19 protein-coding genes are annotated in these 20,741 nt (G+C 64.6%); 13 read left to right on the top strand and 6 right to left on the bottom strand.

Annotated elements, in window-relative coordinates; all coding sequences use genetic code 11:
• Positions 1-56: 56 nt before the first annotated feature.
• Together H3H39_RS13985 and H3H39_RS13980 are read right to left on the bottom strand one after the other, a co-directional pair.
• Positions 57-485, bottom strand: a complete 429-nt coding sequence (locus H3H39_RS13985) for a DUF1841 family protein (protein WP_182153992.1) — start codon at positions 483-485, stop codon at positions 57-59.
• Between the two features lie 212 nt (positions 486-697).
• Positions 698-1,417 (bottom strand): RNA pyrophosphohydrolase, encoded by a 720-nt coding sequence (locus tag H3H39_RS13980; protein ID WP_229218030.1) that lies wholly within the window; start codon positions 1,415-1,417, stop codon positions 698-700.
• Positions 1,418-1,621: 204 nt separating this feature from the next.
• Between H3H39_RS13980 and H3H39_RS13975 the strand changes: the two genes are divergently transcribed.
• Together H3H39_RS13975 and H3H39_RS13970 are read left to right on the top strand one after the other, a co-directional pair.
• Positions 1,622-3,358: a proline--tRNA ligase gene (locus H3H39_RS13975; RefSeq protein ID WP_182153991.1), complete on the top strand. Its 1,737-nt coding sequence runs from the start codon at positions 1,622-1,624 to the stop codon at positions 3,356-3,358.
• Positions 3,359-3,438: 80 nt separating this feature from the next.
• A complete protein-coding gene (locus H3H39_RS13970; RefSeq protein WP_182154115.1) occupies positions 3,439-4,035 on the top strand; it encodes a lytic transglycosylase domain-containing protein in 597 nt (198 codons plus the stop codon).
• A gap of 79 nt (positions 4,036-4,114) precedes the next feature.
• On the opposite strand, the gene H3H39_RS13965 is transcribed toward H3H39_RS13970, so the two are convergent.
• Both H3H39_RS13965 and ffh read right to left on the bottom strand, forming a co-directional pair.
• The gene (locus tag H3H39_RS13965; protein WP_182153990.1) at positions 4,115-4,486 is read right to left on the bottom strand and encodes an SWIB/MDM2 domain-containing protein; all 372 of its coding nucleotides are present in this window, start codon (positions 4,484-4,486) and stop codon (positions 4,115-4,117) included.
• Between the two features lie 245 nt (positions 4,487-4,731).
• Complete coding sequence (gene ffh / locus H3H39_RS13960) at positions 4,732-6,099, bottom strand: signal recognition particle protein (RefSeq protein ID WP_182153989.1); 1,368 nt, start codon at positions 6,097-6,099, stop codon at positions 4,732-4,734.
• A 176-nt stretch (positions 6,100-6,275) separates the two neighbouring features.
• On the opposite strand from ffh, the gene H3H39_RS13955 reads away from it, so the two are divergent.
• The 10 genes from H3H39_RS13955 to H3H39_RS13910 all read left to right on the top strand — a co-directional run bounded on the left by H3H39_RS13955 (position 6,276) and on the right by H3H39_RS13910 (position 18,497).
• The gene (locus tag H3H39_RS13955; protein WP_182153988.1) at positions 6,276-7,250 is read left to right on the top strand and encodes an ABC transporter substrate-binding protein; all 975 of its coding nucleotides are present in this window, start codon (positions 6,276-6,278) and stop codon (positions 7,248-7,250) included.
• Between the two features lie 12 nt (positions 7,251-7,262).
• Positions 7,263-8,084: an ABC transporter permease gene (locus H3H39_RS13950; protein WP_182153987.1), complete on the top strand. Its 822-nt coding sequence runs from the start codon at positions 7,263-7,265 to the stop codon at positions 8,082-8,084.
• 14 nt (positions 8,085-8,098) lie between these two features.
• Positions 8,099-8,914 carry an ABC transporter ATP-binding protein gene (locus H3H39_RS13945; protein ID WP_182153986.1) on the top strand — a complete coding sequence of 272 codons (816 nt, stop codon included), beginning with the start codon at positions 8,099-8,101 and terminating at the stop codon, positions 8,912-8,914.
• Between the two features lie 143 nt (positions 8,915-9,057).
• Entirely contained in the window at positions 9,058-9,864 is an 807-nt protein-coding gene (locus H3H39_RS13940; protein ID WP_182153985.1) for a cytochrome C assembly family protein, read from the top strand.
• The gene (locus H3H39_RS13935; protein WP_182153984.1) at positions 9,861-10,136 is read left to right on the top strand and encodes a PP0621 family protein; all 276 of its coding nucleotides are present in this window, start codon (positions 9,861-9,863) and stop codon (positions 10,134-10,136) included. Before H3H39_RS13940 ends, H3H39_RS13935 begins: the two co-directional genes overlap by 4 nt.
• Positions 10,137-10,139: 3 nt before the next feature.
• Complete coding sequence (locus tag H3H39_RS13930) at positions 10,140-11,849, top strand: sensor histidine kinase (RefSeq protein ID WP_182153983.1); 1,710 nt, start codon at positions 10,140-10,142, stop codon at positions 11,847-11,849.
• Positions 11,850-11,879: 30 nt separating this feature from the next.
• Entirely contained in the window at positions 11,880-13,478 is a 1,599-nt protein-coding gene (locus tag H3H39_RS13925; protein ID WP_182153982.1) for a sigma-54-dependent transcriptional regulator, read from the top strand.
• Positions 13,478-14,125 (top strand): 1,6-anhydro-N-acetylmuramyl-L-alanine amidase AmpD, encoded by a 648-nt coding sequence (gene ampD / locus H3H39_RS13920; protein ID WP_182153981.1) that lies wholly within the window; start codon positions 13,478-13,480, stop codon positions 14,123-14,125. The genes H3H39_RS13925 and ampD overlap by 1 nt, the downstream gene beginning before the upstream one ends.
• 267 nt (positions 14,126-14,392) lie before the next feature.
• On the top strand, positions 14,393-17,308 hold the full coding sequence (locus H3H39_RS13915) for a ribonucleoside-diphosphate reductase subunit alpha (RefSeq protein WP_182153980.1): 2,916 nt from the start codon (positions 14,393-14,395) through the stop codon (positions 17,306-17,308).
• Positions 17,309-17,384: 76 nt separating this feature from the next.
• Positions 17,385-18,497 carry a ribonucleotide-diphosphate reductase subunit beta gene (locus tag H3H39_RS13910; protein ID WP_182153979.1) on the top strand — a complete coding sequence of 371 codons (1,113 nt, stop codon included), beginning with the start codon at positions 17,385-17,387 and terminating at the stop codon, positions 18,495-18,497.
• Here H3H39_RS13910 and H3H39_RS13905 read toward each other — a convergent pair.
• Both H3H39_RS13905 and H3H39_RS13900 read right to left on the bottom strand, forming a co-directional pair.
• On the bottom strand, positions 18,457-19,155 hold the full coding sequence (locus tag H3H39_RS13905; protein ID WP_182153978.1) for a hypothetical protein: 699 nt from the start codon (positions 19,153-19,155) through the stop codon (positions 18,457-18,459). The genes H3H39_RS13910 and H3H39_RS13905 overlap by 41 nt on opposite strands.
• A 42-nt stretch (positions 19,156-19,197) precedes the next feature.
• A complete protein-coding gene (locus H3H39_RS13900; protein ID WP_182153977.1) occupies positions 19,198-19,821 on the bottom strand; it encodes a hypothetical protein in 624 nt (207 codons plus the stop codon).
• On the opposite strand from H3H39_RS13900, the gene H3H39_RS13895 reads away from it, so the two are divergent.
• Positions 19,799-20,677, top strand: coding sequence for a hypothetical protein (locus tag H3H39_RS13895; RefSeq protein ID WP_182153976.1), 879 nt, complete (start codon positions 19,799-19,801; stop codon positions 20,675-20,677). The genes H3H39_RS13900 and H3H39_RS13895 overlap by 23 nt on opposite strands.
• Positions 20,678-20,741: the final 64 nt, after the last annotated feature.

Genomic DNA, 20,741 nt, shown 5'->3' with positions numbered 1-20,741 from the left:
GAAAAAAGCCACGCTCGCCGTGGCTTTTTTGCGTGCGCCGCGCTGCTTGCCGACGCCTATTTGAGGCGGCGCCGCACGCTTTCCACGTAGGCGTCGCCATCGAGCGGCAGGCCGGAGCGCTGGGCGGTCCAGATCATCTCGCCCAGGCATTCCATGATTTGATGATGCGCTTCGTGGGCCGAGTCCAGCCGCAAGGTGAGGGCCGTGGCGGCCTCGCGGATGCCGGGCGGCTGGTCGATCGAGATCTGTTCGTCGATCGACAGGTGCATCGACAGGTGCAGGAATGGGTTGGTCTGGCCGCTGTCGACGCTGAAGTCGCGTGCCAGCGCCGCCTCCACGTCGCTCAGGAGGTCTTCATATTCGGGGTGGTGGCGGATCCAGTCGGCCGCCATGGCTTCGATGGGGCTGAGGATGTCGTTGGCGCGCTGCTTGCGGAACGTCTCGCAGAAGAAGCGGCGCACGTCGTCGGAGGAGGGGTTGAACATGGGTGGTATCGGGGAAGGAACAGCCAGCCGCCATTGTACCCGTTGCCGCGCGGGCCGGCTCGCGCCCCCGTGCGTGCCGCCACTGGCGCGCGACCGGCCGTGCCGCGTCGCGTGACGGGGGCGGGCGGCGGGTGGGAAACGAAAACGGGCGGGACCGCCGTCTGGCCGTCCCGTCCGTTGCTACGATTTACCGCGTTCAGACCTGCCGGCCGTCAGCCGCCGACCTTGACCACGTCCACCGCTTCCGCCGGACCGGCCGCTGCCATGGGGGCCGCCTGCGCCTGCCGGGAAGGGCGGGGCGCTTGCTGCGCGGCTGGCGTGGCCGCCGCCGGCGTGCCTTGCGGCTGCCCGTCGGTGGTCAAAATGCCTTCCGCGCAAGGCGCCGCCGTCGCGGGACGGGGCGCGTGCGGCTGGCGCAAATAGCGCGACGTGTGGCGGTGCTGGCCGTTGCCATGCGCCGGCCAGGTCAGGAAGCGCGACAATTCCTGCAGCGCGCGCTGATACACATCCCGCTTGAATTCAATCACCACGTCCAGCGGCACCCAGTAGTCATGCCAGCGCCAGGCGTCGAATTCGGGATGGTCGGTCAGGCGCAGATTGACGTCGTTGTCGCGCGCGCACATGCGCAACAGGAACCAGATCTGCTTTTGCCCCCGGTAGTGGCCGCGGATTTCCCGCTTGATGAAATGGTCAGGCACTTCGTAGCGCAGCCAGTCGCGTGTGCGGCCAACGATCTTGACGTGCTCCTGCCTTAACCCGATCTCCTCTTCCAGCTCCCGGTACATCGCCTGTTCCGGCGTTTCCCCGTATTTGATGCCGCCCTGCGGAAATTGCCATGAGTGCTCGCGCACCCGCTTGCCCCACCACACCTCGTTATGGGCGTTGAGCAGGATGATGCCGACGTTGGGCCGAAACCCCTCACGATCGAGCATGTTGCACCTCAAAACTTTCTGCGACTGTGCGTCCGGCTTACATTTTTGCCCACAAATTCGCGTGCCGACCCTGTTTTCGGGGTACGAAAACGGCCGCAACGCCATCAATTGAACGCATTTGTATAAAGTATGGACGCATCAGCCAGCTAATCCTTTAAAATTAGGTTGATTATAACCCTCTCTTTTTAAAAAGAATTCACCGTTATGCGCGCCTCCCGATTTTTTATTTCCACGCTTAAAGAAGCGCCAGCCGATGCCGAAATCGTCAGCCACCAGTTGATGATGCGGGCCGGCATGATCAAACGCCTGGGCTCGGGCATCTACACCTACATGCCGATGGGTTTGCGGGTGATCCGCAAGGTCGAAGCCATCGTGCGCGAAGAGATGAACGCCGCCGCCGCCATTGAGCTGCTGATGCCGCTGGTGCAGCCGGCCGAGCTGTGGCAGGAAACGGGCCGCTGGGACAAGATGGGCGCCGAACTGATGCGCGTCAAGGACCGTCATGGCCGCGACTTCGCGATCCAGCCCACCTCCGAGGAAGTGATCACCGATGTTGTTCGTTCGGAAATTAAATCCTACCGTCAACTGCCGTTGAATTTTTACCACATCCAGACCAAGTTCCGCGACGAGCGCCGTCCCCGCTTCGGCCTGATGCGCGGCCGCGAATTCACCATGAAGGATGCCTACTCGTTCGACCGCGACCTGGCCGGCATGCAAGCGTCGTACAAGGTCATGTATGACGCCTACACCCGCATCTTCAACCGCTTCGGCCTCAAGTTCCGCGCCGTGGCGGCCGACAACGGCGCCATCGGCGGCACCGGTTCGCACGAATTCCACGTGATCGCCAGCACCGGCGAGGACGCGCTGGTGTACTGCCCGACCTCCGACTACGCGGCCAATATGGAAGCGGCCGAGGCGCTGCCGCTGGCGGCCGCGCGTCCCGCCGCCGCCGAAGCGCTGGTCAAGGCGTCGACCCCGAACGCCACCAAGTGCGAACAGGTGGCCGAGCTGCTGGGCCTGCCTTTGAACCGCACCGTCAAGACCATCGCCCTGACGGTCGATCACGAACAGGATGGCAAGATCACCCCCCAATACTTCATGCTGCTGCTGCGCGGCGACCATGAACTGAACGAAGTCAAAGTGGGCAAGGTGCCTGGCCTGGCCGCGCACCGCTTCTCGACCGAGGCGGAAATCCTGGCAGTGTACGGCTGCGTGCCTGGCTACCTGGGCCCGATCGGCACCAAGGCGCCCGTCACCGTGGTGGCCGACCGCACCGTGGCCAACATGGCCGACTTCGTGTGCGGCGCCAACGATGCCGGTTTCCACTACACGGGCGCCAACTGGGGCCGCGACGTGGCCGAGCCGACCCTGGTGGCCGACCTGCGCAACGTGGTTGAAGGTGACGCCTCGCCGGATGGCAAGGGTGTGCTGGCCATCGAGCGCGGTATCGAAGTGGGTCACGTGTTCCAGCTGGGCACGGCCTATTCGGAAAGCATGAAAGCCACGTTCCTGGACGAGAACGGCAAGCCGGCCCCGTTGCAGATGGGCTGCTACGGTATCGGCGTGACCCGCATCCTGGGCGCGGCCATCGAGCAGAACTTCGACGACAAGGGCATCATCTGGCCTACCTCGCTGGCGCCGTTCGAACTGGTGCTGTGCCCGATGGGCATGGACCGCAGCGAGTTGGTCAAGGCGGAGACGGAGCAGTTGTACGCGCAAGCCCAGGCGGCCGGCATCGACGTCATCGTCGACGACCGCGGCCTGCGTCCGGGCGCCATGTTCGCCGACTGGGAACTGATCGGCGTGCCGCACCGCGTGGTGATCGGCGAGCGTGGCCTGAAGGAAGGCAACCTGGAATACCAGGGCCGCCGCGACACCGAAGCGACCGCCGTGCCGCTGGCCGACATCATCAACTTCATCAAAGGCAAGCTGGCCGCCTGACCGTGGACACCCTGACTGCAACCGTTCCAGCCGACGGCGCCGACCGGCGCCGCTGGTGGGCCCGGCCCCAGCGCTGGGCGATGGCGCTGGCGCTGGCCACGGGGGCGCTGCAGGGCCCCAATGCCCACGCCGGCAGCCAGAAGGAAGAGGCGCTGGCCGACGCGGTGCGGGTGGCGCTGTCGAACGCCATCCTGGATGCGCGGCCGCCCAAGCCCGTCTTCCGCGACCAGGCCGACCAGCAGCGTTACCAGGGATGGCTGACGCAAATGTCGGCCCGCTTGCAACGGCGCCTGCCGGACCAGCAGATGCGCACGGAATTTCTGGAAACGGCGTGGTACGAGGCGCACCGGGCCGGGCTCGATCCCGGCCTCGTGCTGGGCCTGATCCAGGTGGAATCGGCCTACCGCAAGTACGCCGTGTCGATGGTGGGCGCGCGCGGCTACATGCAGGTGATGCCGTTCTGGACCAACGTGATCGGCGACCGCAACCGCAGCGCCCTGTTCCATATGCAGACCAATCTGCGCTACGGCTGCGCCATCCTGCGCATGTACCTGGATATGGAAGCGGGCAATCTCTATCTGGCACTGGGCCGCTACAACGGCAGCCGCGGCCGCCCGGAATATCCCAACGCCGTGCTGTCGGCGTGGCAGAACTGGAAGTTCAAGTCGCCGTTGTAAGCCAAAAAAATCGGGGACGTAACACGATTTATCCGCACGGATAAATCGTGTTACGTCCCCGATTTTTTTGGGAGGGTGCTTATTTCAGGTGGTCGGAGATCAGTTTGGTCATCTCGAACATGGACACCTGGGCTTTGCCGCCGAAGACTGCTTTCAGCTTGTCGTCGGCATTGATCATGCGGCGGTTGGCCGGATCCTGCAGGTCGAGCTTCTTGATGTAGTCCCACACTTTCTTGGTCACTTCAGTGCGCGGCAACGGGGCGGCGCCAACCACGGCGGCCAGCACGGTCGAAGGCGTCATGGCCTTCATGAAAGCGGCGTTCGGTTTGCGCGGTGCGGCGGGAGCGGCCGCTTTTTTCACGGCGGGTGCTGCTTTTTTCACGGCGGCGGGCTTAGCGGCCGCCGCTTTCTTGACTGGTGCTGCTGCTGGGGTTTTTTTGGCTGTTGCCATCTTCTAGCCTCCTTAACGAACACATGGAAAATTGCGCAATTGATCGCACGGCTAATATTGGTGGGGATTGTCCGGGGATGCAAGTGTTTTTCGCGTTTTTTCCCGGAAACACCACTTAAATCAGGGCGTCCGTCACCGCCCGTGCCGTTCAAGGGCGCCGCGCCCCTGTTTCGCACGTAAAAACACCGCCTGGCGCGGGGCGCGCGGGCGGTGTCTGGAGGGCAGCCGATGGCGGCGAAAAAGCCTTAACGCAGGCCCGGCATCATGCCTTTCATCGAGCGCATCATCTTCATCATGCCGCCGCCCGACAGCTTTTTCATCATGGTCTGCATCTGCTCGAACTGGGTCAGCATGCGGTTGACTTCCTGCACCTGCACCCCGGCGCCGGCCGCGATGCGGCGCTTGCGGGTGGCCTTGATCAGTTCCGGCTTGGCCCGTTCCTGCGGCGTCATCGAGTCGATGATGCCGACCATGCGCCGCACCTGCTTGTCGGCCTGGTCCATGTTGGCGTTGCCGGCTGCTTGCTGGAACTGGGCCGGCAGCTTGTCGACCAGGCTGGCCATGCCGCCCATTTTCTTCATCTGGCCCAGCTGGGCCTTGAAGTCGTTCATGTCGAACTTGCCGCCTACCTTGATCTTCTGCGCCAGGTCGGCCGCCGCCTTGGCGTCCACGCCCTTGCGCGCCTCTTCCACCAGCGCCAGGATGTCGCCCATGCCCAAAATGCGGTTGGCCATGCGCTGCGGGTCGAACGCTTCCAGTCCGTCCAGCTTTTCGGACACGCCGGCGAACTTGATGGGCTTGCCCGTGATGTGGCGCACCGACAGCGCCGCGCCGCCGCGCGAGTCGCCGTCCAGCTTGGTGAGCACGATACCGGTCAGCGGCAGCGCGTCGTTGAAGGCCTTGGCCGTGTTGATGGCGTCCTGGCCCAGCATGGCGTCGACCACGAACAGGGTTTCGATCGGTTTCACGGCGCCGTGGATGGCGGCGATCTCGCGCATCATCTCTTCGTCGATGCCGAGGCGGCCGGCGGTGTCGATGATCAGCACGTCGTGGTAATGCTTCTTGGCCCAGTCCAGCGCGGCCAGCGCGATGTCGACCGGCTTGTCGGCCGCCGTGGACGGGAAGAAGTCGGCGCCCACCTGGCCGCTCACCGATTGCAACTGGGCGATCGCGGCCGGACGGTAGACGTCGGCCGACACGGTCAGCACTTTCTTCTTCTTTTCTTCCTTGAGGTATTTGGCCAGCTTGCCGACGGTGGTGGTCTTACCCACACCTTGCAGACCGGCCATCAGGATGATGGCGGGCGGCTGCTGGGCGAAGCTGAGCTGGGCGGCTTGTTCGCCCAGGTCGGCGCCCATGATGGCGGCCAGTTCGCGCTGCACCACGCCCACCAGGGCCTGGCCGGGCGAGAGCGAGGAAATCACTTCCTCGCCCATGGATTTTTCCTTGACGCGGGCGATGAACTCGCGCACGGCCGGCAAGGCCACGTCGGCCTCCAGCAGCGCCAGCCGCACTTCGCGCAGCATTTCAGCGGTGTTGGCCTCGGTCAAACGGGCCTCGCCGCGCATGGTCTTGACGACCTTGGCGAGACGCTGGGTGAGATTATCTAGCATGATGAACCTGGAATCAGTCTGGAGGTTGGCCGGCCGGGGCCGGACGATGGCCGCCATTTTACCGCATCGTGGCGGCGGCGGGCCATCGGACGGCGCAGGGGATGGCACCGCCGCGGTAGGCAAGCGCGACGCCACTTGCTATGATCTGTGCAACTTTCAGCAACGAGGGAGACACGATGAAAAGCAAGGCGATGATCAAGACGGTGGCGCTGGCCGCCATGTGGTGGGCGGCACAGGCCCAGGCGCAGGAAGTGGTGCGGCTCGGGAACCTGAAATTCGCCCACTACGGCGCCGTGTCCTATATTAAGGAGATCGCCCCCAAGTGCGGCATCAAGGTCGATGAGCACGTGTTCGCCAAGGGGCTGGACGTGATGCAGGCCATCATCGCCGGCGAACTGGATGTGGGCACCACCGCGTCCGAGGCGGCCATCTCGGGCCGCGCCGGGGGCGCGCCCATCTACGCGGTGGCCGGTTTCGCCAAGGGCGGCGCCCGTCTGGTGGGGCGTGCCGACCTGCACATGAAGTCCGTCAAGGATTTGAAGGGTAAAAAAGTGGGCGTCACGCGCGGCGGCATCCAGGAAGTGCTGCTGCTGGCCGAATTGCAGCAGGCCGGCATGACGGCCTCGGACCAGCCGGGCAAGGACGTGCAACTGGTGTATCTGGCCTACGCCGACTTGAACCAGGCCATGCTGGGCAAGAATATCGACGCCATGATGCAGTCCGAACCGCAGTCCTCGCAAGCCATCAACAAGGGCTACGGCAACGAAATCCTCAAGCCTTACGACACGCCCATCGGCGCGCCCGTGCGCACCATGGTGATGACGGAGAAGTTCTACAAGGAGAAGCGGCCGCTGGCCGAGAAGTTCATGCGCTGCTTCGTGGAGGCCACCAAGACCTTCATCGACGACCAGGCCGTGGCCGAGAAATACGTGCGTGAGGTCGTGTTCAAGGGCCAGCTGAGCAAGCAGGACTTCGACGATGCGATCGGCAATTCGCCCTATTCGTATGACATCACGCCCGAGCACATCCAGATCACCACCGACGTCATGGTCAAGACCGGCGTGGGCCGCATGGCCAAGCCGCCTGTGGCGCGCGACTGGGTCAAGACGGATCTGCTGGACGCGGCCAAGAAAAGCCTGAACGTCAAATAAGAAAGGATGCTCATGGCAAAGTCGCGCTGGCGTGAGGCGGGCGTGGGCCTGGTGGTGCCGGCTCTGGTGATCGCCCTGTGGCAGGGCGCCGCCTCGCTGGGCTGGGTCAACCCGCAGGTGTTGCCGTCGCCGTGGGCGGTGGTGCACAAGTGGTTCGAATACTTGCTGCCGCTGCAGCCCTACGACCCGGCCGCCGGCAGTTGGCTGCGCTGGGCCTTTTCGGGGGAGCTGATCGGCGACGCCATGGGCAGCTTGTACCGGGTGATCGTCGGCTTCGCCGTCGGGGCCGGGCTGGCCTTGCCGCTGGGGCTGGCCATGGGCGCCAACCCGCGGGTGTACGCCTGGCTTAACCCGCTGGTGCAACTGCTGCGGCCGATCCCACCGATCGCCTATATTCCCCTGTCCATCCTGTGGTTCGGGCTGGGTAATCCGCCGGCCGTGTTCCTGATCGCGCTGGGCGCCTTCTTTCCCGTGCTGATGAATACCATCGCCGGGGTGCGCCAGGTGGACGGCATCTATATACGCGCGGCCCGCAACCTGGGCGCATCCGGTACCACCATGTTTGTGCGGGTGATGCTGCCGGCCGCCGTGCCTTACATTTTGTCCGGGGTGCGGATCGGGATAGGCACGGCTTTCATCGTGGTGATCGTGTCGGAAATGATCGCCGTCAACAATGGCCTCGGTTTCCGCATCCTGGAAGCGCGCGAGTACTTCTGGTCGGATAAGATCATCGCCGGCATGATCAGCATCGGCCTGATCGGGCTGGGCATCGATGTGCTGATGAACCGGCTGAACAACCACCTGCTGCGCTGGCATCGCGGCCTGGATAACTGAACCCTCTAATATATATGAGCGAAACGCGTAGTAGCAGCGCGCCCCACATCGTCATCCGCCACGTCGACAAGGTATTTTCCGGCGCCGGGCGGGAAGTGGTGGCGCTGCGCGACATCAACCTGGAAATCCCGCGCGGCCAGTTCGTCTGCCTGCTGGGACCGTCCGGCTGCGGCAAGTCGACCCTGCTCAACGCTGTGGCCGGTTTCGCCCTGCCCAGCGGCGGCGACATCACGGCCGACGGCCAGCCCGTCACGGGGCCGGGGCCGGCGCGCGGCATGGTGTTCCAGGAATATGCGCTGTTCCCCTGGATGACGGTGGCCGACAATATCGCCTTCGGGCTGGAGATCAAGGGCCAGTCCAAGGCCCAGATCGCGGCCACCGTGGACCGGCTGCTGGCCATGCTGTCGCTGAGTGAATTCCGCCAGCGCTATCCCAAGGATTTGTCGGGCGGCATGCGCCAGCGGGTGGCCATCGCCCGCGTGCTGGCGCTCGATTCGCCCATCATGCTCATGGACGAGCCGTTCGGCGCGCTCGACGCGCTGACCCGGCGCAACCTGCAGGACGAACTGCTGCGCATCTGGTCGGAGCTGAAGAAGACCATCATCTTCGTCACCCACAGCATCGAGGAAGCGATCTACCTGGCCGACCGCATCATCGTCATGACTTACCGGCCCGGCACCGTCAAGCGCGACCTGCTGGTGGACTTGCCCCGCCTGCGCGACCCGGCCGCACCCGAGTTCAACGCCCTCAAGCGCGAACTGGGCCAGCTGGTGATGGAGGAGCAGCAGCGCCACCACAACGACGAAATCCGCGTGGCGGCCATCGATTGAGCACCCACCCAGGGGACGGACCCTTTATCAGTTAGCGTGGCCGCAGTCAGCGCCCCGTAATGTGGGTCCGTCCCCGGTTTCCCTCCCTAAGCCGAGACTAAGCTCGGGCCGATTTCAGCCCGCCATGGTGTAAACTGACCGTTATGCAGACTTACTTCCTTATTTCAGCCGCCGTGCTGTACCTTGTGTGCGCCTTGCTGCCATCCCGGCAGGGGCCGTTGATCGCCACCCTCACCGCCGTCGCCTGGCTGCTGCACGGCGTGACCCTGTGGCTGGAAGTGACGGCCCCCGGTTCGCTGCGCTTCGGCTTCGCGGCCATGCTGTCGGCCGCGCTGTGGGTGTCGGTGGCGGCCTATTGGCTGGAAAACCGCAACTACAGCCTGGACGGCCTGCGCCGCATGGTCATGCCGAGCGCCGCCGTGGCGGTGGCGCTGGAGGCGCTGTTTCCCGGTAATTTGATCGCACTGGAAGGCAAGTCCGTCATGTTCGGCTGGCATATCGCCATCGCCACGCTGGCCTACGCCACCCTCACCATCGCCGCCTTCCACGCCGTGCTGATGGCGCTGCAGGAATCGCGCCTGCATACGCGTACCACGGCCGGCGGCGGTTTCCTGGCCGCCGCGCTGGACCAGTTGCCGGCCCTGCTGACGATGGAAAAACTGCTGTTCCGCATGATCGGCTTCGGTTTCGTTCTGCTGAGCCTGACGGTGTTGTCGGGTATCGTCTTTTCCGAACAATTGTTTGGCCAGGCCCTGAAGTGGGACCACAAGTCCGTGTTTACGCTCCTGTCCTGGCTGCTGTTCGCCGCGCTGCTGGCGGGCCGCCGCTTCCGTGGCTGGCGCGGCAAGACGGCGCTCACGTTCACGCTGGCGGGGTTCGCCACCTTGCTGCTGGCCTACGTCGGCAGCCGTTTCGTGTTTGAAGTCGTTTTACACCGGGGTTTTGTATGAGTCGTCTTTTGTTCTGGCTGGCGCTGGCGTTCCTGGTGCTGTTCGCGATCCGCAGCAAGCTGCGCGAGCTGCAGGGCGGCCAGCGTCCGCCTGAACCACGCCAGCCCGAGCGTCCCGCCGCCCGCCCGGCCGCCCGCGGCCGCGCCAACGCGGAGGTGGAAACCATGCTGTGCTGCGCCCACTGCGGCATCTATTACCCGGCCTCGGAAACGGTGCAGGCCGGCGGCCGCGATTATTGCAGCGCCGCCCACGCCAGCTTGCCGGCCGCCTGAGTAGTGACCTCCTCCCTGCCAGCGCTGGCCGCTGATGCGCGCGCGAACCGCGCCACCTTCTGGCGCTCGCTGCAAACGCTGAACGCCACGCGGGTGGTGATCGCGCTGGTGCTGCTGGCCTACCTGAGCGTGGACAGCCGTGGCCTGCGTGCCGCCGGCCAGTTCTTCTACGGCGAAGTGTGCCTGGGCTATTTGCTGCTGGCGCTGGTCTTCGCCCTGATGACGCTGTACGTCCAGCGCCGCTTCCTGCTGCAACTGATGTCGCAGATCGCCTGCGACCTGGCCACCATCTCGCTGCTCTACATCGCCGCCGGCGGGGTGCGCAGCGGGCTGGCCATCCTCTACCTGTTCCCGCTGGCCGGCACCGCCATCCTGGCGCCGCTGGTGCTGGCGCTGTTCTGTACCTCGCTGGTCACGCTGTTCCTGCTGGGCGAGAGCGGCTGGCGCATGCTGCTGATGGAAGGCGACATGGTGGTGCTGCAGGCCGGCCTGTACGGCGCCGCCTTCTTCGCCGCCGTGTGGGTGGTCAACCGCATGGCCGCCAGGCTGATCGGCCAGGAGGAACTGGCCATCGAGCGGGGCATCGAGATCGGCGTGCAGCAAGCCGTGAACCGGCTGGTGATGGCCAACGTGGGCGACGGCATCCTGGTGGTCGATCCGCATGGCCAGGTATTCGCCGGCAATCCGGCCGCCCAGCAGATGCTGGGCCTGGCCGGGCCGGAACTGCGTTTGCGCCTGGGCGACGTGGCCACCCTGCGGCCGCTGGCGCAAGCGTATGACGACTGGCTGGCCGATCCCGCGCACGGCACGGCCTACGTCACCATCAAGCCGGCCGAGCCGGCGCCGGACGGCGGGCCGGCCGTGTGGCATGGCCGGCCTGACCTGGCGGCCCACTTGCAGGCCCGTTTCGCGGCAGTGGACACGGACGGCCTGGGCACGGAGCGCAGCGTGATCTTCCTGCAGGACGTGACGGGCATCGAGAATCAGGCCCAGCAACTCAAGCTGGCCTCCATGGGCCGGCTCACGGCCAGCATCGCGCACGAGGTGCGCAACCCGCTGTCGGCCATCGGCCACGCCACGGCCCTGCTGGCCGAGGACCTGGACAGCGCCGTGCACCTGCGCCTGCTCAAGATCGTGGGCGACAATGTGAGCCGGGTCAACCGCATGGTGGAGGACATTTTGCAGCTGTCGCGCAAGGTGCAGCCGCACGGCGAACCGCTGGCGCTGGACCAGTTCCTGGCCGAGCTCAAGACTGAATTCGACGAAACCCACGGCTTGCCCGGCGACGTGCTGGCGCTGGCGGCCACGCCCGGCACGCTGGTGCGCTTCGACAGCCTGCACCTGCGCGAAGTGGTGCTTAACCTGCTCAATAACGCCGTGCGCTACGCCAGCGGGGCGCCGGCCAGCATCCGCCTGACGCTGGTGACGGGCCGTGCGCGCCGCATGGAACTGCACGTGCAGGACGACGGCCCCGGTATCTCGCCCGAAGTGCGGGCCCATTTGTTCGAGCCGTTCTACACCACCTCCAGCAAGGGCACGGGATTGGGACTATATCTGGCGCGCGAATTGTGTTTGAATAACGAAGCAATGCTGGACTATGAATACCGGTTCGAGCCGGCGCCCGGCCCGGACGGCGTGCGCCGTTCCAGCGGGCGGTTTGTGATCACTTTCGCCCGGCCGGCCGCCGCGCCTGCGCTGTCGGCGGGCGTGTAAGCCAGGTCGCCTCATTTGAAAGGCAGTTTCATGAGTGTTCCCCGTGTGCTGGTCGTCGATGATGAAGCCGATCTGCGCGAGCTGCTGGAAATCACCCTGCTCAAGATGGGCCTGGACGTGGACAGCGCCGCCACGCTGGCCGAGGCGCGCGCCTGCCTGGCCGGCCCGGAATACGCGCTGGTGCTGACCGACATGCGCCTGCCCGACGGGCTGGGGCTGGAACTGGTGCGCGAAGTGTGCGCCGCCTATAAGAATACGCCGATCGCCGTCGTCACCGCCTTCGGCAGCGCGGACAACGCCGTGGTGGCGCTCAAGGCCGGCGCCTTCGATTACGTCTCCAAGCCGGTGGCGCTGGACCAGCTGCGCATCATGGTGCAGTCGGCCCTGCGCTTGACCGTACCGGCCGCCGGCCAGGTGGCCAGCGCCGGCCAGCCAGCCAGCCGCCTGAAAGGCAGTTCGGCCGTGATCCAGGCGCTGCGGGCCCAGATCGCCCGCCTGGCCCGTTCGATGGCGCCGATCGCCATCACGGGCGAATCGGGCAGCGGCAAGGAACTGGCCGCGCGCGAGATCCACGCCCAGAGTTCGCGCGCCGGTAAGCCGTTCGTGGCCGTCAACTGCGGCGCCATCCCCGAGGCGCTGATGGAGGCCGAGTTCTTCGGCTACCGCAAGGGCGCGTTCACGGGCGCGGCCGACGAGCGCGATGGCTTCTTCCAGGCGGCCAACGGCGGCACCCTGATGCTCGACGAGGTGGCCGACCTGCCGCTGGCCATGCAGGTCAAGCTGCTGCGCGCGATCCAGGAGCGGCGGGTGCGCAAGATCGGCGCCACGGCCGAGGAGCCGGTGGACGTGCGCATCATCAGCGCCACCCACAAGAACCTGGCTCAGTGCGTGGAGCAGGGCAGCTTCCGGCAAGACTTGTTTTATCGCCTGAATGTGATCGAGCTGTGTCTGCCGCCGCTGCGCGAACGGCTCGACGACCTGGAGCCGTTGACGGACGCCATCCTGGAGCGGCTGGGGACGTTCGAGCACAAGGTGGTGCTGGGGCCGGGCGTGCTGGAGGTGCTGCGCGGCTACAGCTTCCCCGGCAATGTGCGGGAACTGGAGAACATCCTGGAACGGGCGCTGGCCTTTGCCGACGATGGCGTGATCGAAGTGGGCGACCTGGCCTTGAAGGGGGCGAAGATGGTGGAGGCCGTGGTGCCATTGCCGTCGCCCGCGCCCGGCTTCGCCCGGCAACTGGCGGCCAGCGAGGCGGCCGCGTTCGGCGTGGACGGGGCGGGCGGGCAGTTCATGGCGGCGGCCGGGCCGGCGTCGCAGCCGCCGCAGCCATCCATGCACTTGCCCACGCCCGTGCCCACGCCCGTGCCCACCGCGGGCACGCCAGGCGTCCCAGGCGTGCCATTCAGCGCGGGGGGCGCGGCGGCCGGCGCGGCCATGGCGCTGCCGCACCTTGATGCGCTGCCGGCGAATCTGCCTGAATACCTGAATCAGATCGAGCGCGACATCATCCAGCGGGCGCTGGCCCAGACCCAGTACAACCGCACCCAGGCGGCCCAGCTGCTGGGCATCAGCTTCCGCCAGCTGCGCTACCAGATGCAAAAGCTCAACATCCAGGAACCGGAGGCGTGATGGCGGCCCGCTTCGACGTGGGCGCGGACGGCTGGTGCCACGACGTGCTGCGCTACGACTCGCCCCATGCGGACGCGCGCCCGGACGGTGCCGCCGTCACGCTGCTGGTGGTCCACAACATCAGCCTGCCGGCGGGCCAATTCGGCACGCCCCACGTGTCCGACTTGTTTACCGGCCGGGTAGACTATAATGCCGATCCCGCGTTCGCGGACCTGCGCGGTTTGAAGGTGTCGAGCCACTTCCTGGTGCGGCGCGACGGCCGCGTGATCCAGTACGTGGCCGGCGACGCACGGGCCTGGCACGCGGGCAAGTCGGCGTTCCAGGGGCGGACCGCCTGCAACGATTTTTCGATCGGGATCGAGCTGGAGGGGACCGACACGGTGCCGTTCGAAACGGCCCAGTACGAGGCGCTGGCGGCGTTGACGCTGGCGCTGCAGGAACGCTATCCCTTGACCGATGTGCAAGGCCACGAACACATCGCGCCGGGCCGCAAGACCGACCCCGGACCGTTGTTTAGTTGGCAAAGGTATATCGAAATCTGGGGCCGTCTGCTGAAGGAAAAGGCAGCGGGGGAGGGGCGGTTAGTACCTGCTTACCGGCAACTGCGCTTCCCTGTAGGCGTTCCGGAAAGTCAACCGAAAAATTGATCTGAAATAAAAAATTTCCACTTGTCTTGCCCCATGCTGACCACTACAATCAGTGTATCGAATAAGCCGATTCACTAAATGTAGTGGTATCTCATGTTCCAGGTTCCAAGCGGTATCGGCCTCGGTCCACCAGCATCAGGAACCCTTATTCACCCTTTTTGTCGCTGTAACACCAGCCGTAGGATCAGGCTGGCCGCTTCATTTTGGCCTTTTTTATACAACATACGCCGCGCAGCTACGACTGCACGCTGTTATCGGGGAGCTTAAATGCAATCTACTCAAGACACTTCCATCCAACCTGCGCTGGTGCCAGCAGCGACCGCGGGTATCGCTGGCGGCCAGGCCACGGCAGCGGCGGCGTTGGGCGACTACCGCATCATCCGCCGTAACGGCGCCGTGGTCGCGTTCGAGCCGTCCAAGATCGCCATCGCCATGACCAAGGCCTTCCTGGCCGTCAATGGCGGCCAGGGCGCCGCTTCGGCCCGCATCCGCGACCTGGTGGAACAGCTGACGGCCGCCGTGGTGGCCGCGCTGGTGCGCCGCCAGCCGTCCGGCGGCACCTTCCACATCGAGGATGTGCAGGATCAGGTGGAATTGTCGTTGATGCGTTCGGGCGAACATGACGTGGCCCGCGCCTACGTGCTGTACCGCGCCAAGCACATGGAAGAGCGCCGCCTGCAGAAAGAGGCCGCCGGCGCCTCCAAGGTGGCCGCGCCCCAGATCCACGTGACGGAAAACGGCGCGCGCCGCCTGCTGGACATGGACCAGGTCTCCGGCCTGATCAACGCTGCCTGCATCGGCCTGGAAAAGCATGTGGACGCGGACGCCATCCTGGCCGAAACCGTCAAGAACCTGTACGACGGCGTGCCCGTCGAAGAGCTGCACAAGTCCGCCATCCTGGCCGCCCGCGCGCTGATGGAAAAAGACCCGGCCTACTCGCAAGTGACGGCCCGCATCCTGCTGCACACCATCCGCAAGGAAGTGTTCGGCCAGGAAGTGGCGCAAGCCGGCGCCGCCGCCGCCTACGTCAGCTACTTTCCCCAATATGTGGCCAAGGGTATCGCCGCCGAGCTGCTGGACCCGAAACTGGCCGAGTTCGACCTGGCCCGCCTGGCCAAGGCCCTGGTGGCCGACCGCGACCTGCAGTTCGGCTACATCGGCCTGCAAACCCTGTATGACCGTTACTTCCTGCACGTGCGCGATGTGCGCATCGAAATGCCGCAGGCGTTCTACATGCGCGTGGCGATGGGCCTGGCCCTGAACGAGCAGGACCGCGAAGCGCGCGCCATCGAGTTCTACCACCTGCTGTCGTCGTTCGACTTCATGAGCTCCACGCCGACCCTGTTCAACTCGGGCACGCTGCGTTCGCAACTGTCGTCGTGCTACCTGACCACCGTGTCGGACGACCTGGAAGGCATCTACGACGCCATCAAGGAAAACGCGCTGCTGGCCAAGTTCGCCGGCGGCCTGGGCAACGACTGGACCCCGGTGCGCGCGCTGGGCGCCCACATCAAGGGCACCAACGGCAAATCGCAAGGCGTGGTGCCGTTCCTGAAAGTGGTCAACGACACGGCCGTGGCCGTGAACCAGGGCGGCAAGCGCAAGGGCGCCGTGTGCGCCTACCTGGAAACCTGGCACATGGACATCGAGGAATTCCTCGACCTGCGCAAGAACACGGGCGACGACCGCCGCCGCACCCACGACATGAACACGGCCAACTGGATTCCCGACCTGTTCATGAAGCGCGTGATGGAAAAGGGCGACTGGACCCTGTTCTCGCCATCCGACTGCCCCGACCTGCACGACAAGGTGGGCAAGGCCTTCGAGCAAGCCTACCTGGGCTACGAAGCCAAGGCGGCCGCCGGCGAAATCCGCGTCTGCAAGAAGATCGCGGCGCTGGACCTGTGGCGCAAGATGCTGTCCATGCTGTTCGAAACGGGCCACCCATGGATCACTTTCAAGGACCCATGCAACATCCGTTCGCCGCAGTCGCACGTGGGCGTGGTGCACAGCTCCAACCTGTGCACGGAGATCACCCTGAACACCGGTCCGGACGAGATCGCGGTCTGCAACCTGGGTTCGGTCAACATGCCGGCCCACATGAAAGAGGGCAAGCTCGACCACGTCAAGCTGCAAAAGACCATCCGCACGGCCATGCGCATGCTCGATAACGTGATCGATATCAACTACTACGCCGTCGACAAGGCCCGCAACGCCAATATGCGCCACCGTCCGGTCGGCCTGGGCGTGATGGGCTTCCAGGACTGCCTGCACATGATGCGTGTGCCTTACTCGTCGATGGAAGCGGTGCAGTTCGCCGACACCTCGATGGAAGCGGTGTGCTACTACGCCTACCTGGCCTCGACCGAGCTGGCCGAGGAACGCGGCCACTACGCCTCGTACAAGGGTTCGCTGTGGGATCGCGGCATCCTGCCGCAGGATTCCGTCAAGCTGCTGGCCGAGGAGCGCGGCGGCTATCTGGAAGTGGATGGTTCGGCCGCCATGGACTGGGCCCCGGTGCGCGCCCGCATCAAGCAGTTCGGCATGCGTAACTCGAACTGCGTGGCGATCGCCCCGACGGCCACCATTTCCAACATCATCGGCGTGTCGGCCTGCATCGAACCGACCTTCCAGAACCTGTACGTGAAGTCCAACCTGTCGGGCGAGTTCACCGAGATCAACGCCTATCTGGTGCGCGACCTGAAGGCGCGCGACCTGTGGGATGAGGTCATGATCGCCGACCTGAAGTACTTCGACGGCTCGCTGACCAAGATCGACCGCATCCCGCAAGACTTGCGTGACATTTATGCAACCGCGTTCGAAGTGTCGCCAAGCTGGCTGGTGGAAGCGGCCTCGCGTCGCCAGAAGTGGATCGACCAGGCCCAGTCGCTGAACATCTACATGGCCGGCGCCTCGGGCAAGAAGCTGGACGAGACCTACAAGCTGGCCTGGCTGCGTGGCCTGAAGACCACCTACTACCTGCGCACCATCGCCGCCACCCACATGGAGAAGTCGACCTCCAAGACCGGCGCCCTGAATGCGGTGGCGGTGGACGGCGGCATGTCGGCCAGCGCTATGGCTGCGGCCGCGCCAGCAGCGGCGGCCGCGCCGGTGGCCGACGGCGCCGCCTGCTACCTGCGTCCGGGCGACGACGGTTTCGAGGAATGCGAAGCCTGCCAATAAGCGCATACTAATCAAGAGTGAACCGTCCCGGCCCGCCGGGCGGTTCTGTTTATATCGAATTCAGAAGGAACACACCATGTCGCTGTCCTGGGACGAAGAAGCCGCTCCGGCGGTACCGCAAGCAGTCAACCAAGCCGTGCTGAACGGCGAAGCGAGCGCCGAGCAAGTGGCGCTGCGCGTGAACGCCGACGATAAACGCATCATCAACGGCAAAACGGACGTCAACCAGCTGGTTCCGTTCAAATACAAATGGGCCTGGGACAAGTACCTGGCCGGTTGCGCCAACCACTGGATGCCGCAGGAAGTGAACATGCAGCGCGATATCGAGCTGTGGAAGAACCCCAACGGCCTGACGGAAGACGAGCGCCGCCTGGTCAAGCGCAACCTGGGCTTTTTTGTCACGGCCGACTCGCTGGCCGCCAACAACATCGTGCTGGGCACCTACCGCCACATCACGGCCCCCGAGTGCCGCCAGTACCTGCTGCGCCAGGCGTTCGAGGAAGCCATCCACACCCACGCCTACCAGTACATCGTCGAGTCGCTGGGCCTGGACGAGGGCGAGATCTTCAACGCCTACAACGAGATCAAGTCGATCCGCGACAAGGATGAATTCCTGATCCCGTTCATCAACAACCTGACCGACCCCGCGTTCACCACCGGCACCGTGGAAAGCGACCAGGTCCTGCTCAAGTCGCTGATCGTGTTCGCCTGCCTGATGGAAGGCCTGTTCTTCTACGTCGGCTTCACCCAGATCCTGGCGCTGGGCCGCCAGAACAAGATGATGGGCGCCGCCGAGCAGTACCAGTACATCCTGCGCGACGAGTCCATGCACTGCAACTTCGGCATCGACCTGATCAACACCATCAAGATGGAAAATCCGCTGCTGTGGACCCCGGCTTTCAAGGAAGAGATCAAGAACCTGTTCCTGAAGGCCGTGGACCTGGAATACGCCTACGCGGAAGACACCATGCCACGCGGCGTGCTGGGTCTGAACGCCCCCATGTTCAAGGGCTACCTGCGCTTCATCGCCAACCGCCGCGCGCAGCAGATCGGCCTGGAGCAGCTGTTCGACCAGGAAGAGAATCCGTTCCCTTGGATGAGCGAGATGATCGACCTGAAGAAGGAGCGCAACTTCTTCGAGACCCGCGTCACCGAATACCAGACCGGCGGCGCGCTGAACTGGGATTAAGCTTTTCCCACGCTGTCACCATCGCCGCGTGCGGCGATGGTGATCGACAAGGCCAGACGAATTTTTCGTCTGGCCTTTTTCTTTCCGGCGCCGTTTTCCGGCCGGCCAAAAATGGGCGCGCGACTGCAAGCGGTGGCGCGACGTTGAGTTGCGCCGCACCCCGCATGCGCGCGCTCGCGCGCACCGCTGCCGCATTGTCCTTGCCAAGCGCCGAACTGTGTCTCATAATCGCGACGAATTTAAAAACAGTGTGAAGCACCAGCTTCGCGCGCAGTCGAAGCGCCACAGCGCGCGCCGTCAATTCCGACCGGCGCAGTCGAAAACGCAGACACCCAATTGGCATAAGGGTTGGTTTGAAGTCGATGAGTTGTGAGTCGCGCCCGCGTGCGGACCTTTGTGGCCACCGAAGCGTCATGCGTGCGTACCGCCGCCGCGCGCGGCGACTGCGAATTGGCAAGCGCATGCGAGTTGTGGCGCCTATCCTGTAAAAAAAGCTGGCGAAATCCTTGCGCGCCTGTTGCGCACCGACAAGGTTTTCGTGTACTTTACGAGATTGAAAAGGCGTGCTAGCGAAAGCGTGGAAGAAGAAGCCGCGCGATGCCGCGACGATGCCGCCGAAGATCGAAAAAATGGGACACAGATTCGCACGGATATGCACAAGACCACACCGTTTTTTTTCGACCGCCTTGCCTGATTGAGTTCAGGTTGGGCGGTTTTTTCTTTGAAAAATAAAACGTGTTGTGGCTGCGACGGAGGTTAACGGTGCTGAGCATACGCCCGACACACCGAAGATGTCGCAACAAGATTTGGACGCAGGCGCCGACCGTTGATGGGCGGTGTGCTGTGTCGATGGCTGAAGCGCTGCAATCGTGAGGATTTGCAGCAGTTCAGCTGGTGCCGAATTCATTAGCGCAAACCGTAGTTTGCGCCGATGAATAATTCGCCTGGCCCAATCCGGGGCCGGACGGGTTTTAATCTTGTGCGTGAATTTTTCCCATCCCAGATGAAGGAGAACAAAAATGGCAACAGCCGCTAAGAAATCCGAAGTAAAGAAACCAGCCGCCAAGGCTGCTCCTGCGGCCAAGAAGCCGGCAGTCGCAGCCAAAGCCGCTGCCAAGCCAGCCGCCAAAGCCGCCGCTAAACCTGCAGTGAAAAAAGCCGCCGCTAAACCAGTAGCCAAAGCCGCCGCCAAACCAGCCGCCAAAGCCGCCGCCAAGCCAGCCGCTAAAGCCGCTGCCAAGCCAGCCGTGAAGAAAGCCGCCGCCAAGCCAGCGGTGAAAGCCAAAGCAGCAGCCAAGCCAGTGGCGAAAAAAGCCGCCGCCAAGCCAGTCGCCAAAGCCGCCGCCAAGCCAGCCGTGAAAAAAGCGGCCGCCAAGCCAGCAGCAAAAGCAGCAGCCAAGCCGGCAGTGAAAGCCAAAGCAGCGGCCAAGCCAGCAGCCAAGGCCAAAGTGGCCGCCAAGCCAGCCGCCAAGAAAGCCGCCGCCAAGCCAGCCGTGAAAGCGAAAGCAGCAGCCAAGCCAGCAGCCAAAGCCAAAGTGGCAGCCAAGCCAGCAGCGAAAAAAGCTGCCGCCAAGCCAGCCGCCAAGAAAGCCGCCGCCAAGCCAGCCGCCAAGGCAGCCGCCAAGCCGGTAGCGAAGAAAGCCGCCGCCAAACCGGCCGCCAAGAAAGCCGCCGCCAAGCCAGCCGCGAAAGCCGCTGCCAAGCCAGCCGCCAAAGCAGCCGCCAAGCCAGCCGCTAAAGCAGCAGCCAAGCCAGCAGCCAAAAAAGCTGTCGCCAAAAAACCAGCGGTAAAAGCGGCAGCCAAACCGGCTGCAAAGGCCGCGGCTAAGCCAGCAGCAAAAAAGCCAGTTAAGGCTGCGGCCAAACCAGCCGCCAAGCCTGTAGCGAAAAAAGCCGCCGCCAAGCCAGCCGCCAAGCCAGTAGCCGCCGCAGCAGCACCGGCAGCACCGGCCGCCGCAGCACCGGCCGCCGCGCCAGCAGCCGCACCGGCAGCCGCCGCGCCAGCAGCAGCCAAGCCAGCCGCCAAGAAGGCCGCGCCGAAGAAAGCCGCCGCGCCTAAAGCTGCCGCCAAGCCAGCCGCCACTCCGGCAGCACCTGCCGCACCTGCCGCACCTGCCGTGAAAACGGTGGTGGCGCCAGCCGCCGCATGGCCTTTCCCTACCAGCACCCGCCCTTCCTAAGAAAAAGCGTGGATGCCTGTTAAGGCAAGCGACCGCTGTGTGAGACAATCACACAGCGGTTTTT

The organism is Rugamonas apoptosis (assembly GCF_014042355.1).
In the GTDB taxonomy this organism is placed as follows: Bacteria; Pseudomonadota; Gammaproteobacteria; order Burkholderiales; family Burkholderiaceae_D; genus Rugamonas; species Rugamonas apoptosis.
Note: the sequence above shows the minus strand (reverse complement) of the source record. Positions and strands in the feature narration are given on the sequence as shown.

Bases quoted from the DNA above. Each gene is read 5' to 3' on its own strand.
- H3H39_RS13940 (WP_182153985.1), top strand. From the start codon at position 9,058: ATGCAGACTTACTTCCTTATTTCAGCCGCCGTGCTGTACCTTGTGTGC.
- H3H39_RS13970 (WP_182154115.1), top strand. From the start codon at position 3,439: ATGGCGCTGGCGCTGGCCACGGGGGCGCTGCAGGGCCCCAATGCCCAC.
- H3H39_RS13980 (WP_229218030.1), bottom strand. From the start codon at position 1,417: ATGCTCGATCGTGAGGGGTTTCGGCCCAACGTCGGCATCATCCTGCTC.
- H3H39_RS13935 (WP_182153984.1), top strand. From the start codon at position 9,861: ATGAGTCGTCTTTTGTTCTGGCTGGCGCTGGCGTTCCTGGTGCTGTTC.
- ffh (WP_182153989.1), bottom strand. From the start codon at position 6,099: ATGCTAGATAATCTCACCCAGCGTCTCGCCAAGGTCGTCAAGACCATG.
- H3H39_RS13925 (WP_182153982.1), top strand. From the start codon at position 11,880: ATGAGTGTTCCCCGTGTGCTGGTCGTCGATGATGAAGCCGATCTGCGC.
- H3H39_RS13915 (WP_182153980.1), top strand. From the start codon at position 14,393: ATGCAATCTACTCAAGACACTTCCATCCAACCTGCGCTGGTGCCAGCA.
- H3H39_RS13950 (WP_182153987.1), top strand. From the start codon at position 7,263: ATGGCAAAGTCGCGCTGGCGTGAGGCGGGCGTGGGCCTGGTGGTGCCG.
- H3H39_RS13955 (WP_182153988.1), top strand. From the start codon at position 6,276: ATGAAAAGCAAGGCGATGATCAAGACGGTGGCGCTGGCCGCCATGTGG.
- H3H39_RS13965 (WP_182153990.1), bottom strand. From the start codon at position 4,486: ATGGCAACAGCCAAAAAAACCCCAGCAGCAGCACCAGTCAAGAAAGCG.
- ampD (WP_182153981.1), top strand. From the start codon at position 13,478: ATGGCGGCCCGCTTCGACGTGGGCGCGGACGGCTGGTGCCACGACGTG.
- H3H39_RS13975 (WP_182153991.1), top strand. From the start codon at position 1,622: ATGCGCGCCTCCCGATTTTTTATTTCCACGCTTAAAGAAGCGCCAGCC.
- H3H39_RS13910 (WP_182153979.1), top strand. From the start codon at position 17,385: ATGTCGCTGTCCTGGGACGAAGAAGCCGCTCCGGCGGTACCGCAAGCA.
- H3H39_RS13945 (WP_182153986.1), top strand. From the start codon at position 8,099: ATGAGCGAAACGCGTAGTAGCAGCGCGCCCCACATCGTCATCCGCCAC.
- H3H39_RS13985 (WP_182153992.1), bottom strand. From the start codon at position 485: ATGTTCAACCCCTCCTCCGACGACGTGCGCCGCTTCTTCTGCGAGACG.